The 15976-nt window shown below is 38.4% G+C and carries 12 protein-coding genes; 1 reads left to right on the forward strand and 11 read right to left on the reverse strand.

The features are described 5' to 3' along the window. Positions 1–550: 550 nt before the first annotated feature. Positions 551–1918, reverse strand: a complete 1368-nt coding sequence (locus tag QFZ87_RS16020) for an FAD-binding oxidoreductase (protein ID WP_309863260.1) — start codon at positions 1916–1918, stop codon at positions 551–553. Between the two features lie 554 nt (positions 1919–2472). Here QFZ87_RS16020 and QFZ87_RS16025 point away from each other — a divergent pair. Further along, positions 2473–5559 (forward strand): tetratricopeptide repeat protein, encoded by a 3087-nt coding sequence (locus QFZ87_RS16025; protein WP_309863264.1) that lies wholly within the window; start codon positions 2473–2475, stop codon positions 5557–5559. An 82-nt stretch (positions 5560–5641) separates the two neighbouring features. Here the strand turns inward: QFZ87_RS16025 and QFZ87_RS16030 are convergent, their stop codons facing one another. The 10 genes from QFZ87_RS16030 to QFZ87_RS16075 form a co-directional block, all read right to left on the reverse strand. Further along, complete coding sequence (locus QFZ87_RS16030; RefSeq protein WP_309863268.1) at positions 5642–7597, reverse strand: NAD-binding protein; 1956 nt, start codon at positions 7595–7597, stop codon at positions 5642–5644. Positions 7598–7600: 3 nt separating this feature from the next. Next, positions 7601–7891 (reverse strand): RyR domain-containing protein, encoded by a 291-nt coding sequence (locus QFZ87_RS16035; protein ID WP_309863272.1) that lies wholly within the window; start codon positions 7889–7891, stop codon positions 7601–7603. 141 nt (positions 7892–8032) lie between these two features. After that, positions 8033–9682: a HelD family protein gene (locus tag QFZ87_RS16040; RefSeq protein WP_309867921.1), complete on the reverse strand. Its 1650-nt coding sequence runs from the start codon at positions 9680–9682 to the stop codon at positions 8033–8035. Continuing rightward, entirely contained in the window at positions 9630–10340 is a 711-nt protein-coding gene (locus QFZ87_RS16045; protein WP_309863275.1) for a helicase domain-containing protein, read from the reverse strand. Before QFZ87_RS16045 ends, QFZ87_RS16040 begins: the two co-directional genes overlap by 53 nt. A 165-nt stretch (positions 10341–10505) precedes the next feature. Beyond that, positions 10506–11369, reverse strand: a complete 864-nt coding sequence (locus QFZ87_RS16050) for a nitroreductase family protein (RefSeq protein ID WP_309863278.1) — start codon at positions 11367–11369, stop codon at positions 10506–10508. 112 nt (positions 11370–11481) lie between these two features. Beyond that, the gene (locus tag QFZ87_RS16055) at positions 11482–12687 is read right to left on the reverse strand and encodes a M20 family metallopeptidase (protein ID WP_309863282.1); all 1206 of its coding nucleotides are present in this window, start codon (positions 12685–12687) and stop codon (positions 11482–11484) included. 13 nt (positions 12688–12700) lie between these two features. Then, the gene (locus QFZ87_RS16060) at positions 12701–13663 is read right to left on the reverse strand and encodes a P1 family peptidase (RefSeq protein WP_309863286.1); all 963 of its coding nucleotides are present in this window, start codon (positions 13661–13663) and stop codon (positions 12701–12703) included. A 3-nt stretch (positions 13664–13666) separates the two neighbouring features. After that, on the reverse strand, positions 13667–14218 hold the full coding sequence (locus QFZ87_RS16065; protein WP_309863287.1) for an ECF transporter S component: 552 nt from the start codon (positions 14216–14218) through the stop codon (positions 13667–13669). 34 nt (positions 14219–14252) lie between these two features. Further along, a complete protein-coding gene (locus tag QFZ87_RS16070; RefSeq protein ID WP_309863291.1) occupies positions 14253–15095 on the reverse strand; it encodes an energy-coupling factor transporter transmembrane component T family protein in 843 nt (280 codons plus the stop codon). Continuing rightward, positions 15079–15975 carry an energy-coupling factor transporter ATPase gene (locus QFZ87_RS16075; protein WP_309863294.1) on the reverse strand — a complete coding sequence of 299 codons (897 nt, stop codon included), beginning with the start codon at positions 15973–15975 and terminating at the stop codon, positions 15079–15081. Before QFZ87_RS16075 ends, QFZ87_RS16070 begins: the two co-directional genes overlap by 17 nt. Between the last annotated feature and the right edge of the window lies 1 nt (position 15976).

Here is a 15976-nt window from a genome sequence, read left to right on the forward strand (position 1 = left end):
TCCTGTGAGTATGAGTTGGCCAATATTCACTTTCTGATGGATCAATCCTAGGGCGAAGAAATCAATTAGATGAAGCCATTAGACGGAGGGAATCTAACTTAGGGATTTCTCGTCCGTAATTCAAAAATTAAAAACCGATTTTACTAACTTTTTAAACGTAGTAGTTTAGTAATTAAAAAAAAACAACTTAAGTTCAAGTGACTATGAACTTAGCTGTTTATTAATTTATAGGCTCCGGTATAACTGAATGTTGATTTCTCAGTGTTTGAAAAATAAAGGGAAGAATTCCGCTTATATTGGGAAATACCGTTATTCCCCTTAAAATAAGGGGATTTTTTCCATATATATGATCCAAATCGTTGGATTTTGTCCTACTTTAGATCAGTTAAGTGGAAATTCTCCCCTTATTTCTGCTTCTTAAGCTTCCTTTTTTACAATAGTGGGAAATTCTCCCCTTATTTCGGTCTCAAAAGCTTCTCTTTATACACTAGCCAGAAATCTCCGCTAATGAGCCAATTTATATAGAAACGACGGTACAGTGACCTTCTATCTATTTTATTGGTTTTATATTATGGTTGTGTTGGAAAAGATTTAACGGATCGTACTTTTCCTTTATCTCAAGTAACCTAGCATAGTTTTCTTGGAAAGCATTTTTTGTTGCCACTTCATTCTCTCCGATTCCATTGAGATAGGATGCCTTCTTATAAGAGAATGGTAGCAATCCTCCGTATACCGAGTCGATCCATTGTTTGCATAAATCATCATCCCCAGCCATAGCCATGCAATCCACCAATAGGACAAATTTCGCTTCCCTAATGGCAAATGGTGTGGCCGTTTCAGGAACTCGATTCATCTTTCCACCCAGTGCCCAAAGCTGAACAAGGATACTTGGGGCAGGCGCATTGTCTATTTTATAAAGAATCTGTTCAATAGTTTCATCCGTTAACTGATCAAAATACAATGATGTACCATAGACGCGAACATGATCAGGGACCATCGGATCAAGTTTCTTTTGGTATGCTGCGAATGAATTCACTCCTGATTGATCAACAATTGGTTCCGCTAATTCCCGCAGCGGCTGAAGGATGGCTTCTCCTTCTTTGACATCACCTGCGTATACGCCTAAAAGCATAACTACCTTTTTAAAATGCAAGAATTCAGGTAAAAATGGAGCAGGTGGTAATACGGTTACAGTAATATTAATAGATACTGCCTCATCAGGCGCTTTTTCCAAGAATGTTTGCGACTTTTGTAAAATGTCCTTTGCATCTTTAAAATCGTACATAACGTCAAGTGCAAACACTTCTGGTCCAACTTTATGTAATGCAAATTCAAACCTGGTCACGACACCAAAATTGCCGCCGCCTCCACGGATGGCCCAAAAAAGATCAGGGTGGTTTTGGTCATCGACATCAACGGCCGTTCCATCTGCTGTAACGAGCCTTGCACCTACGATGTTGTCACATGTTAAGCCATACTTTCCTCTTAAATAGCCAATTCCGCCATTTAGAGCGAGTCCCGCTACCCCTGTTTCTGAGACCGTCCCAGTTGGCACTGCTAATCCATATTTTTGTGTTTCAAAGTCGATATCTCCAAGTGTCGCTCCACCTTCTACAATCGCGACTTGTTTGGATTCATCTACGATTACTTTTCTCATTTGTGATAAGTCAATCATCAAACCACCATCACAAACGGCAAAGCCGCCTACATGGTGTCCCCCGCCGCGAATAGATATTGAAAGCTGATTTTCCTTTGCGAACTGTACCGCCGCAATCACATCTTCTTCTGATTCACAAACTACTATGGCTGCAGGCTTTTTATCAACGGCCGTATTCCATACTTTTCTTCTTTCCTCAAACTGATTATCACCTGGCAGCATTAATCGACTACCAACCTGATTTTCTAGTAAATGAAACATACTAACTCACTCCCTATGGTAAAAATGAACTAGTAATAATATACCATTATTCACTGTAAACAGTGTGATATTTTTGAATTTTCACAAAAAAACTTCCCCTTAACCATGGACACATTTTTTGTCCTGTAGCAAGACATTAAAATATTAGTTCCACATCCGAATTAAAGTCAAACGCTATGACTTCATATCTCTCCTAATGTAGGTGAAATTCTCTTTCATTAACGTAGTTGTGTTTTAACAGAACTTTTATTTCTGTCTGACCAGATTCCAGGTTTTCCATGCGCCTGGACAGTTCCTTCAAGATAAGTGACAAGACGGTAAGAATAATACTTTCTCAACTAGTGAATTAAGAGAACCTCATTTTGATGCGTTTCGGAGAACTACTTTTTATTCTAGTCGTTTAATATTATGGTTGTGTTGGAAAAAATTTGGATCAATATAACACCCTTACATATTTTTCCTTTTCATCAACTTTAGCTCATTAAAGCGTGCACATCCACATAAACTAGGGTAAAATGTCTTATAGATAGATTCTTTATTGAGGTGAATTTGGTGTGAATAATGAGAATGAAATTAGGCTATTTATCTCTTCCACCTTTCAAGATTTACAAAGAGAACGGGACTATTTGAGTAAAAATACATTTCCTGAACTTCGTAGAATCTGTTTGGAAAGAGGGCTTACTTTAGTTGACGTAGACCTGCGTTGGGGTATCCCTGAGGAAGAAGCAGAGAACGGCCAAGTCATCCGTATCTGCTTTGAAGAAATTGACAAATGCAGACCTTATTTTATAGGTATAATAGGCGACCGTTATGGATGGATCCCAACAGATGCAGATGTAAAGAAAGATCCATTATTGTTAGAAAAGTATTCTGAATACATAAAAGAATATGTTAATGAAGAAATGTCCATTACTGAGATGGAATTTATGTATGCACTTCAAAAGGCACAGAAGAGCGAAGCATCCTTCTATATCAAAGAGATGAACGATACTAATCTTGCGAGTTCCAAGCTGGAACAGCTGATTAATAAAATCAAAGTGTCAGGCTACCCGTATAAAGCTGGAATTACAAATGTTCAAGAACTAAGTAATGCAGTGATCGATCATTTTGTCAGAATGCTTGATCGAGAATATCCAAATCTCAATCAAGTCGTTTCCGCTGTAGAGCAAGAGAGACGACTTCATAATGTTTTTGCTCATACAAGAAGAATCATCTACATTGACAATGAATCATACTATCGTGAGCTTGATAATTTTTTACAATCTAAATCCTCTAAGCTTCTAATTACAGGTGAATCAGGCACGGGAAAAAGTGCGTTAATTGCCAATTGGGCCCATCGCTTAGGCAATCACTCTAATAATCTATTTGTTTTTACCCATTATGTTGGAGCTGTTTCATCTGGATATTGGGCAACGGATATTATGAAGCGTATCTTCGTAGAGTTGAAACAACGTTACAATATTCACGAATCGATTCCTGATACTTTAGAAGAGTTAAAGAGTAAATTATCTACTTGGCTATTGTATTCCAAGGGTGAGCAAATTATTTTAATGATTGATGCTGTTAATCAATTGGAATCGAATGAAAAAGGATTAAGTTGGTTACCTGATCGATTACCGGCGCATGTCAAGCTAGTTGTTAGTACCATTCCTGATAATAGCAAAGGCTCCTATGACGAGTGGGAGAAGTTGAATTTGCATCCATTAACAGACATTGAAAAAGAAAACTTAATCACCTCTTATTTAAATATGTATGGAAAAAAACTCACTACTAAACAGCTTAATAAAATTATTAAGGATGAAAAGTGTTCCATCCCAATTTTCCTTAAAACCGTACTAGATGAACTAAGAATCTTTGGAAACTTTGAAAAGATTAACGAAAGAATTGACCATTACTTAAGCGTAAGTTCTACAGATGAACTTTTTCAGATTGTATTGGAACGATTAGAAAATGATTATGGAAAAGAAATCATCCAGTCATTGATGATGTATATTTTCACATCTCGCAGGGGTCTATCTGAAAATGAAATAATCTCAATTGATAACGGAAAACACTTAACCCGTTTGAACCTGTCTAGAATTTTATTAGTATTAGACTATCACTTTATGAATAAAGATGGTGTATTGGATTTCTTTCATGATTATTTTAGAAAAGCTGTGGAAAATAGATATGTTAATCAAACATCGGATCGCTCTTTCTATCATAAAGTCCTAGCTTCCTATTTTAGAAACGAAAAGATGAGCCAAAGAGTACTAGAGGAATTACCATACCACTATTTAAAATCAGAAGATTACGAGGGACTGAAAAAGTGCCTGACGGATAAGGAGTTTATCAGTCATATTCAAGCTAATAAGGAATATGAAATATTACAATATTGGTCAATCCTTTCCAAAATGTATGATCCTGTAGAAAGCTATATTGCAAGTATAGAATCGAATGATGACCCAGACACTCTACACCTACAGCAAATAAATAGAATTACATCTTTATTTATTAAAATGGGGAAATACAATGAAGCTGTATCATTAAATCAGCCATTTCTTCACCAATTTGAGTCCCTATTTGTTGTAGAGGATCCACTTACTAGTGAATTAAGCAAAAACTTATTATATGCACTAATGATGACCCTCCAGCTTGATCAAGCAGTTGAGTTTGCAGAGAAGATTTTTTCCTTAACGTTCGAAAAACTCGGAAAAAATACGATTCAAACAGCTAGAGCATCTTTTCAACTCTCAGATGTTCTAAGCCAGAGTGGAAATTACAAAAGAAGTGAAGAAAAAGTCAAGCTGGCCATTGAAATCCAAGAGGAACTATATGATTATCCTACCCCAGAGCTAGCAGCTGCTAAATATTTACATGGCCGTGAATTAATGTATTACGGATTGTATAATGAGGCATCTCAAAACTTAATTGATGCCTATACTATGCAGCGTAAGCTATTTGGGGAGGAACACCCTGAAACAGCCATCACCAAAGATAGCTTAGCACAGACCAATATTTGGTTAGGCGAATATCAAGAGGCGGAAAAACTGGTTTTGGAAGCGATCCATACATTTAAGACGGTTCTAGGCGAAAATCATCACCGGACCGCTAAAAGTATTGGAACATTAGCTAAACTTAGATTACAGGAAGAAAAGTTTAATGAAGCCTATGACCTGATTAATCAGACATTAGATAATTACACAACGACTCTCGGAAGAAAGCATCCTTATACGGCTTTTATTCTGAACTATGTTGCAGAAACACTTTATAAAATGGGTGAACTTGAGCAGGCAGAGCTTTTATTAATCGAAGCTAACCAAAGTTTATTAAGACAAGAGAAAACTGAAATTGCTTATCAAATTCATATAGTAAAGAATTTAGCAATTGTCTATGCAAAAACAAACCGTTTTGAAGAGGCAGTAGATCTATTACTTCAAGCGATTACTCAATGTAAAGCTACCCTTCCCTCCCATGAGGATTTTATATCAGCATGTGAATATGAATTGGCAAAAATTCAGTTTATTATGGATCAATCTTTAGAGAGAAAAGAACAGCTGGATCATGCATTTAGTCGCAGGCAATCACTATTAGGGCCTTCTCATCCAGAATTTCAAAAAATAAAAAAAGATTTTACTAATATTTTCAACTTAGTCTCTTAGCACTTTTCTCTTCTAACAAAAATAAACAGCTCAAGTTCTATACAAATAGACCTTAGCTGTTTATTTTTATTGTGTAGATAAACTAATTTTTTTCACAAATAACATAGTCATTAAAATCTAATATTTTATAAATATTTCTTATTGTGTCCCTGTTATTATCCTGGTAATCTTTGTCTGCACTAGACAACTCAACAAGTCTTTCCCACTCAACAAGTCCAGCATGTAATTTATTGTGTTCATCACGATGGTTTTCAACCGATAAATCGGTCATTTTCGTGTTCCACCCCTTAAGATAATGGAACGCACACCAACGATTATGTTCAGCAATTGCCAAATCTTCTAAATAAGGACGACACATTTGGAGATATTTCGTTTCATTTAAAACGATATCATCCTCTAAAACTTGACCCTTTTCTTTCATTTCAAGTCCGAGTGTTTGAAGTTTCGTATGAATATGATCGGCCTGTGAACGGTTGGAATCTTTCAGAAATGTGGTTAACTGATCCCATTCATACCCGTTACTATTTTCCTGACGATAGAAGTCATTGATTGCCTTTGCTAGATTATCAAGTTTTTCATCAATAATAACTTCTTTACTGACAATCTCTCGTAAATCACCGAAACAATAGAGGTTTTGAAATTTTTTAGAGTTGATATGAATCCAATTTGCCAGTTTAATATCATCTCTTACCTCCAGTAAAATTGGAATGTCCTTATATTCTTCATGTAGGAACATACTACTGATGAAATCTAAGTGGTCAGATTCTAAACAGATAACGATATACGTAATCTCTTTCCCATTCACTTCAAACATTTCTTTTTTAAATTCTTCACTATCAATATCCATTGTAATAAAGTTGATTTTGCATACTTTTTCTATGAATTTATTCCGACGAAGAAATGAACTTTTCCTTGCATCTGCATTCTTGTCTACAATGGTAACATGGAGTTTTTGTCGATTGATGAAATGGCCTAACCTTGCAGCCTGTAAAAGAACTTGTTGCCCTGTATTCCCAAACCCGACTATTAATAGATGGGCAACATCAATTTCATTCTTGCTTCTAATATTTATTTTACCGCTTTCATATAGAGGATGGTCTTCAAATAAAATTTTTGCTTTAAGCTTGTTAAGATTAAACAAATGAAAATCCAAGCTCTGCCTAAGTACGTCCAGCTCAATAATCTCGTTCTCAATTTCTTCAAATATGGAATGAAATGTTTCATCTTTAATATGTAAAAAAACGTTTACCTTATGTTTCTTAATTTTATTTTCCTGTTTAATAAGTGACTTTACCTTCATAAAAACATCAATGTTCTTTGCTTCATTGTGATCCATAAGTATTAGGTGGGACGATTCCAACACATTCGCCTTTTTTAATACATAAGTTTCTAGCGCTTCACCAAATACAAAAGTGACACCATTTTCGCGGAGAGAAGGGATTTGGGGATGATCTCCTTGACTCGTAATAATCACCACTAATTCCTCTTTACGTCTCAAATCCTTCGCTAATAACACGGAAGCTTCATTCATACCACTAATGACTACATGTCGTTTATTTAATAGCTTTCTATAGATGACAATCTTTATTCGCCCGAATGAATCTGAGGTAACATTATACAATTTAGAAAGCACTGCTGAGGTAATAAATAAAACGGCGGACCATCTTGCTAACTCAATCCAAAGTGAATATTGATAGCCTATTTGATTCTTAGCTGAACCGATTGGTTCTACACTAATGGTAAATAGCTTAGCAGTATAATAGAGATTATTTAAGTAGTTTTTCGGTTCTAGAGCTAACGTATATCCTATAAAACCGCAAATGATCGACATAAAAAATAACAGAATTTGCGACTTATTTTTCAATGAAGGCTTTAATAAACCTAGTAAGATGTTTCCCATTCCAATTATTCCAGCAAGTAAAAAAACAAGTGTAACTAGCTCATTTAAGTAACTGTTAGATATTGGAAAGTAGCAAGGGATTATTCCTAATATGGTTAAACAACTAAATGCAAATAATAATTTTTTATTACGTTTCATGCATTAATTCTCTTTCTTTTCTATTTTGTATCCTAATGCCATCATAGCTTTTAACGTATTCATTGCCGTAATTCGATCATATTCTTTTTCAGTTTCTGTTAATTGGTTATATGGCCTTAACCCTGGATGTGTCTTTTGAATATCATCTCTATTAGTCCCATATCTCCAGCCTTCTTTGATTCTTTGCTGTGCCCATAAATCATGTGTATTTTCAGCAAGTACCTCAGTAAGTTCCTGAATTTCAGAACTTAATTCTATTTTCGATGTATCAATTGGCGTAGGGTAATATTTCATCTTAGCAGCTCCTAATATCTATGAAATTTTACTATTATTATACACATTTTTTTAATATAAAAGGAAGAGGGAGAACACCCCCCCTCGCATTACGGCAATTTTCATTTTCACTTTTACGTTTTGGGAACTGCCCCCTAGCCATTATGATTCGAAGTGTAAAGTATCCGCACTATTTAATAAGAAGTCTGCCGGCTCTTTCCCAAATAAATACAACCGATGCATCGGCCTAGTCATCGAAACGTACAACAATTTGATATCTAGATCTACTTCAGAATACGGTTCCTCTAAGCAGACAAGCAAAACAGCATCAAACTCCAACCCTTTTGACAAATAAGAAGGTAAAATCACGATATGTCCCTTCTTCATTTCTTCTTTTTCCTCTAACAACTGAATCGGAAGATAACTATCTTCAAAAAGCTGATGAATCCTTTGACAATCTCTTTCGGTACGACCAATAATCGCGATTGAGTGCAGCTCTTCCTTTTTGAGTGTGGATATATCTTGTTCCAGCTGCAGCCTCACATGTTCGAGATTCGTAGGGTCAATCCTTATATAGCGTGGTTTATCACCATGACGAATGACGGGTACAACCTTTGGCAGGTCTTGGTCAATCAGCTTCAGGATATCGTTTGCCAAATTCATAATTTCTACAGTTGTCCGGTAGCTTTTTTGTAAGGCTTGATAATTTGCATTCGGGAAGATTTCTTTCAATAAAGGTGTCCAGCTATTCAAGCCGCGATAGGAATGAATGCCTTGTGCCAAATCTCCCACAATGGTGAACAAATCCGTTTCAAACCCCTCTTTTAATGCTGCAAATTGGAAATAGCTGTAATCCTGCGCTTCATCAATAAAAATACTGCGCATCTTATATTTTTCATCGATGCCTTCCAGTTTTACCTTCATAAAAAACAACGGTGCCAAATCTTCAAGCTCGTAGGCTCCTCGAGTAAAGATTCGCTGACAATATTTACTTAGAAGCTTACACTCTTGATTTGTAAGAGTAGTGGAATGCTTTTTAATCGTTTCAGGGGAAGACATTAGTTCCTTATACAAGGTAAAAATATCTTTCATGACAAACGCATCCATATATCTTTTTACAGCGACCTTTGCCTCCTGCTCCACTCTCTTTTTTCGTTCTTCCTTTCTCTCCATTAAACTAACCACGATTTGCTTTCTTTTTTCAGGTTTCATCTTTGTGTTATAAAGAGCCTTATCGAGGGCTTCTTCATATTTTTTGTGAAGATTCGATAGCATGATGGATTTCTTCTTTTTCACATCATCTTCTAATAGGTTTTTTATTTTCCCGAGCCTTTTATAGATTGGTAAGTACGTATATTCTTTTAGAAAAAGTTTTTTGAGTTTCTGTCCCTTCATAAGTACGGAATTTTCAACGACAAAATCCTTTTCTGGGGCAAGCTTATTTTCCAAATCCTTTATAAAACGATTGATCAGTTCCTTAAATTCTAGTGAACCTTTATAGCTAGACACCCATTGAATCGATTTATTTGCTCCGTTATTTTCAAGGAGCTTCATTAGCTTGGAGTTTGGGGAAAATAGTTTTATTTTTTGGCCTAGGCAACTTCTCATAAAATCGATATAGGTGGTTTGATTGATCTTATTGACCCCTAATTCAGGTAAGACGGCTGAGATATAGTCAATAAACAGGCGGTTTGGTGCGAGAATCATTAATTTTTCTGGAGGAAATTGAAACCCAAAGGAATAAAGAAAGTAGGAGATTCTATGGAGTGCGATAGTTGTTTTCCCGCTTCCGGCGGCCCCTTGAACGATTATGCGGGTGCTTCAGAGATGCTCGGATCACTTCATTTTGCTCATTTTGAATCGTTGCCACGATTTCTGTTAAACGATTGTCTGCTTTTCCAGACAATGATTTCTGCAAAAGTTCATCGTGGGTGGTTAGATCAATGTCTCTAATGTCTTTTAATAGTCCCTCGACGATGTCATATTGCCTCTTTAAGGATAAGTAACCTGATTGTTCCTCCCCATATGCATCATAGGACACCTCTCCCAGCCGTCCGTCATAGTAGACATTAGCAATCGGAGACCTCCAATCCACAATAATGGGCTGCTGTGTCACGCGATCAAACAAGGATACTTTGCCTATGTATAAAACTTCTTCCTTGTTCGTAGAGTGACTTGTAAAGTCAATCCTTGAAAAATAAGGCTTACCAATTACGCTTTCTAACCTTTTCAGTTCACTTGCAGCTAATTCCAGAAAACTGGCATTCGCAAGAAGATCCGTGTAGCTCGTACTGCTATCACGAGAATTCAGCTCGGCAAAAGATTGTTTCATATTTTCAACGAAAAATTCTTTATTACCCTTTGAAATGTCTAAAACCGTTCGTATGTATTCCTTTGTAAACTCCAGGCGCTCTATTTCTGCTTGATAGTCTTTATGGTCACGGACAGTCACTTGATCTTTGGCGCTCATCTTATTCACTCCTCACCGCTCATTACTATTTGGGAAGCACGAATAATTAGAATAAACTAAATCTTTATTCCTAGTCAAGTTATAAAAACAAAGAGCAATTAAGTTAATGGTGAAATACTAGAGTGGGATTGGTTACATCAATCCCACTCTATAGGTTAATATGTATCACTCATTTTTCATAAAGTTCTGGCTCTCTAAGTATTTCAGCACGGTTTGTGAAAACTCGTGATGAGATTCTTTCGTATATTTGGCAATAGTATAAATTTGAGCAAGATTCTTTAATCCTAATCGTTCTGTCATTTCCTTAAGCCTAGGGACGTCCATGTAACGTTTCCAGCCTTTTTCATTTCTCTCTTTGTAGATTTCTAGAATTTCTTCATCCGAATAATCACGGTATTGATCATAGTGAACAAGTCCATGTCTTGGTAGTCGATCACGTGGAGCAGGGTTTTCTGTAGGATACCCTAATGAATAACCCACAACTGGTACGACATTTGGTGGTAAGTTTAGCAGCTCACCAATTTGATCGCAATTGGCTAGCGTTGAGCCCATATAGCAAATGCCCAGCCCAGCATTCTCTGCGGCCAGGGCACAGTTTTGTGCTGCCAACGTCGCATCAATGGCACCAATCATAAAGCTCATAAAATTATCAAATTGTACCGGTGCATCATTCAACGCAAGCCATTTTCTCATTCTATTAAAATCAGCACAAAAAGTTAATAGAATCGGTGCATCCACTACCATCGATTGGTCCATATGTGCGGTGTATAATTTTTTCTTAAGGTCTTTGTCTTTTGTGACAACAATGGAATAAGATTGCATATTGCCACTTGAAGAGGCACGAATGCCGGCATCTAAAATTTGTTCCAGCAGTTCTTGACTGACTTCCCTATCTTCGTATTCTCGGATAGATCTGTGCCCGTGTATTACATCGTTAAATTCCATAGCGGTCACTCCTTTTTTTATATAACTATAGCAAACCAGCATTTTCAAATCTATAAGATAATTTTCCTTATACTGAAGCTTCATTATGACATACTTGAATATAGAGTTGGACATTACTCCTTCTTATCTAGCTCTAGAAATAAAAAGCCTCCTCCTAATGATAGGAAGAGACTTTTTACAATCTATTGTGTTACTGTTACTCATTCAAAAACAGCATCGCCGTCTGGGCATAAATCCTTGATGCTTCCACTAATTCTGCTACATCAATATATTCATTGATTTGATGGGGGATATGACGGTCACCCGCTCCTGTTGTGACAATAGGAATACCAGCTAGGTGAAGGAAGGTTCCGTCTGTGGCCCCTGGTACGCCATTATAAATCGGATCCTTTCCGGCAACTGAACGGAATGATTCCACACTAGCCCTCACAATCGGATCCTCCAAACTCGTTTCTGTCCAAGGCCGACTTTCAATCACCTCTATTGTGGCTTTAAAGTCTGGATCCTTGGAACCCAGTCGAGCTAAAATTTTCTCCATATCAGCCCGCAACTGGTCGTGGTTCTGTCCAGGTACTGTGCGTATATCCATGGCACTATAACAATGATCAGGAATGACATTGATTTGCGGCTCACCTTTTTCCGGCCCTAAAATAATTGTTGGGGTAATGCTTGGAAAACCTAAATATTGGTGATGACCGAGTCGCTGCTTTTCTTGCTCTTCGAGTGCCATAAGTTCACAAATAATCTGTGCCATTCTTGTATTGGGATTGATCCCGGCTAGCGGCATGGCACCATGAGCCATTTTTCCATAAGTACGAATTACCGCTCTCATCGCCCCTTTTTGAGTGATGCAGATTTGATTTTCCTCCGGTTCACAGATGATGGCACCGTCCACCCCCTGTGCCCAGCCCCGTTTTATAAAATGCTTAATGCCAATCATCATGCCTTCCTCATCGCAAGGGACACACAAAATAACCTTTCCATTCCATTTCACATTACTTTTTTTAATAGCATGGACCGCTGCAATCGCAGCTGATAGATTTCCTTTTGTATCGTTCGTTCCTCTGCCAAACATTCTTCCGCCTTCAATTACGGCCCCAAATGGATCATAGCTCCAGGCATCCCAGTCCCCCTCTGTCACTACATCGGTATGTCCCTCAAAGAGAATCGTTTTTCCAGGTCTGCCGGAATCAAGAATACCAATGACATTAGGACGCCCCTTGACGACTTCTTCGATATATACCTCAAGCCCTAAACCCTTTAGGTATTCATAAACATACTGTGCCGCTCTGCTTTCATTTCCCATAGGGTCGTGTGGGCGGTAAACACTTGGAATCCGAACAAGAGCTTGAGTCAAATTTACAACTTCCTGATCATCCACATAATTATATACAGCCAACATGAACCCCTCCGTTTTATTGATTTTTAGCTACATCTTTGTGAGCGATAATTCCTCCAACACTTTCAGCGGATTGAACCGCATTAAGAATTGCCCTCTCCATGACCTTTGCTGCCAGGCCACCAATAACATCCACTGGAATCCTTTCCCCTCCTGTGGCAACAGCAAAAATCGTGTCTCCATCAAACATGGTATGGGCTGGAAAAATCGTTCTTGCATATCCATCCTGTGCCATCTGTGCAACCTTTGTTGCCTCTGCCTTCGTTAATTCTGCATTTACTGCAACCACTCCAATGGTTGTATTCGACCCAGCTGGAACGGTGGGGCTATAGTTTTGTTCGAGGAGCTTGATACTATCAAGAATCCCCCCCTCCTTATACGGCCCTGCTAAAATTTCCCCCGTGGAAGGTTCACGGACATCTCCGACTGGATTGACCGCAACAATCGCTCCAATCACAACACCATTATTTAAGCGAAGCGATGCACTTCCGAGACCGCCCTTCATACAAAAGTCGAGACCGGCTAATTTACCAACCGTCGCTCCACAGCCGGCTCCATAATTTCCCATGTTAAACATCTCAGTTGTTGCCGCTTTTGCTGCTTCATACCCCATTTGTTTATCTGGTCGAACCTTTGGGTCACCGTGAGGAAGGTCAAACAAGACTGCTGCTGGGACAATGGGAACCTTAGCAACACCCACATCTAAACCGATATCTTCTTCCTCCAAAAATTGCATCACACCGGAAGCGGCATCCAAACCAAACGCACTGCCTCCGCTTAAACAGATGGCATGCACTTTATCTACTAGATTAACTGGGTTTAAAAGGTCCGTTTCCCGTGTTCCGGGAGCGGACCCTCTAACGTCCACTCCCGCAACTGCACCACCATCAAAAAGGATGGCTGTACAACCCGTCAATGCCTGTTGATTTTCTTTATTGCCTACTTTTACACCTGGTACATCCGTGATTTGGTCATACATTCCTTATACATCCTTAGATATCTTTGATTTTTGAGATTTCCCTATCTGTTTCCAAGCTAATACAACTGCTAATGTCACAATCGTACCTACAATGGCTTCTGGAATTCCGTTTGTTATTCCGACGGTCCAAGCAACTCCTGCGGTTAAATAATTGCGGATGACAGCCATCGTTAACACAAATACCGTATTCGACAATGTCCCGATAAATGCAGCTGCTCCAACAGCAACGTATTCACTTCTGCGGCGGAGTCCAACATACACAAGCCAGGCAACCACACCGATCAATAAGCGAGGTAAAATGGAAACTAAAGGATCCTTAAAGAGAGGGACTGTTGCATTAAGGAACGAAGAAATCCCAAAAATGGCTCCAACAATTAAGCCAACCACTGGCCCCTGCATAATTCCTCCAATAATTGCAGGAATGTGCATGATGGTCGCATTCCCTGCTGCTGTTGGAACAGGTATATAGCCCAACCGTGTTACCCCTAAAAGAATGGCAATCGCACCCAGCACACCAGCAATGACAATATCACGAACCGTTAATGACTTTTTCATTCAATTTCTCCCCTTTTGTTTTTGTTTTTTTAAATTAAAAAGGAAACGGGTAAAAAAGTAGTAGTACAGAGAATAACAACCCAACCAATAATACAAGATAGTCCTTCGTTAGGGCTTTATACATGAAGAAGGAACTCCTGTCACCCCCTGGCGTATAACAGCGAGACTCCATGGCAAGAATCAGGTCTTCAGCCCTTGACAATGCGATATTAAATAATGGAATAATAATTGGAAACATTTCTTTTGTTCTTTGAATGATTCTCCACCAGTCTCCGGTACCAAAGTCAGCTCCCCTTGAGGCTTGTGCTTTCATCATTTTTTCCATCTCGATAGCAAAGGTTGGGACAAATCGAATCGCAATTGTTGTTATTAGAGAGATTTCGTGGACCGGGAAATGAATTTTTTTTAACGGACTCAATAAGCTTTGTATGGAGTGTGTTAATTCTGTGGTGGAAGTAGATAAGGTAAGAACACTGCTTAAGAAGATAATTTCAACAAATCGAACAGCTGAAACAACCACCAATCGAATACTTTCACTGGTGATTAAAATAAAACCATAATCAACATACACTCTACCATCTGAAAAGAGCTGTCCTTGAAAAAGCAACTGCAAAATCGCCAAGATGATAATAAAAGGAATCGCTGGTTTCACACCAGATAGTCCATAGCTGATAGGAATTTTGGATGCCCAGAATAAATAAAGAGATAAGACTAGACCAATGGCATTTCCGATATAACTCGTATTAAAGGCAATTGCTAACACGAGAATGACAAAAGAAAGAAGCTTTATTCTTGGATCTAATCGATGAATAAACGAGCCCGTTGGGACGTACTGACCGATTGTTATACTACGGGATATTTCAAATTCGCTGGACATGTGTCGAACCCTCCTTTCTACCGGTAAGTACCTTCATAATTTCGTCAGCTGCTTCAATAATGGAAAAGGCATCCGTATTTACTTGGTATCCAAGATCGGTTAATCGATAAAGGATCTGTACCGTTTCGGGGGTCCCGATTTGATGACGCTGCAGTTTTTCTTTATCCGTAAAAATTTCTTTCGGTGTGCCTGATAACACATCGGTTCCGCCTGCCATCACATAGACACGGTCAGCTAGCATTGCGACCTCCTCCATATTGTGTGACACAAAAACGACGGTTAATTTTTCTTCCTTGTTTAACCGTTTAATTTTTTCAAGCAATTCCTTCCTTGACCTTGGATCTAGACCCGCTGTCGGTTCATCAAGTACTAAAATTTTTGGTTTTAAAGCTAGAATCCCTGCTAAGGCTACTTTCCGTTTCTGTCCCCCGCTTAAAGCAAAGGTTTGTCGGTCTGTCATTTCCTCAAAATCTAAACCAACAACATCCATCGCCCACTTAACACGCTCTCTCACCTCCTTTAGTGGAAGACCTAATTTGAAGGGGCCATAGGCAATATCATCGCCAATGATCTTTTCAAAAATTTGATCCTCCGGGTTTTGAAAAACCAGTCCCACTTTCTGTCTCAGCGTTTTTAAATCTACCTTTTTCTTTGATAAGTCTTCCCCATCAATGATTACTTTTCCGGATTCCGGACGCATCAGACCATTGAAGTGTTGAATTAAGGTCGACTTTCCCGACCCAGTATGGCCAATGATGGCAATGCATTCCCCTTCTTCTACATACAGATTGGCTCCTTTTAAAGCAACATGCTCCATTGGGGTCCCTTTCATATACGTATGAGATAGGTTCTCTATTTCGATGATCGGTCTCTCCGGCATT

The organism is Bacillus sp. SLBN-46 (genome assembly GCF_031453555.1).
Taxonomy (GTDB): domain Bacteria; phylum Bacillota; class Bacilli; order Bacillales; family Cytobacillaceae; genus Neobacillus.

Coding starts and splice junctions, on each gene's coding strand:
- QFZ87_RS16020 (WP_309863260.1), bottom strand. CDS start 1,918: ATGTTTCATTTACTAGAAAATCAGGTTGGTAGTCGATTAATGCTGCCA.
- QFZ87_RS16030 (WP_309863268.1), bottom strand. CDS start 7,597: ATGAAACGTAATAAAAAATTATTATTTGCATTTAGTTGTTTAACCATA.
- QFZ87_RS16035 (WP_309863272.1), bottom strand. CDS start 7,891: ATGAAATATTACCCTACGCCAATTGATACATCGAAAATAGAATTAAGT.
- QFZ87_RS16045 (WP_309863275.1), bottom strand. CDS start 10,340: ATGAGCGCCAAAGATCAAGTGACTGTCCGTGACCATAAAGACTATCAA.
- QFZ87_RS16050 (WP_309863278.1), bottom strand. CDS start 11,369: ATGAAGCTTCAGTATAAGGAAAATTATCTTATAGATTTGAAAATGCTG.
- QFZ87_RS16055 (WP_309863282.1), bottom strand. CDS start 12,687: ATGTTGGCTGTATATAATTATGTGGATGATCAGGAAGTTGTAAATTTG.
- QFZ87_RS16060 (WP_309863286.1), bottom strand. CDS start 13,663: ATGTATGACCAAATCACGGATGTACCAGGTGTAAAAGTAGGCAATAAA.
- QFZ87_RS16065 (WP_309863287.1), bottom strand. CDS start 14,218: ATGAAAAAGTCATTAACGGTTCGTGATATTGTCATTGCTGGTGTGCTG.
- QFZ87_RS16070 (WP_309863291.1), bottom strand. CDS start 15,095: ATGTCCAGCGAATTTGAAATATCCCGTAGTATAACAATCGGTCAGTAC.
- QFZ87_RS16075 (WP_309863294.1), bottom strand. CDS start 15,975: ATGCCGGAGAGACCGATCATCGAAATAGAGAACCTATCTCATACGTAT.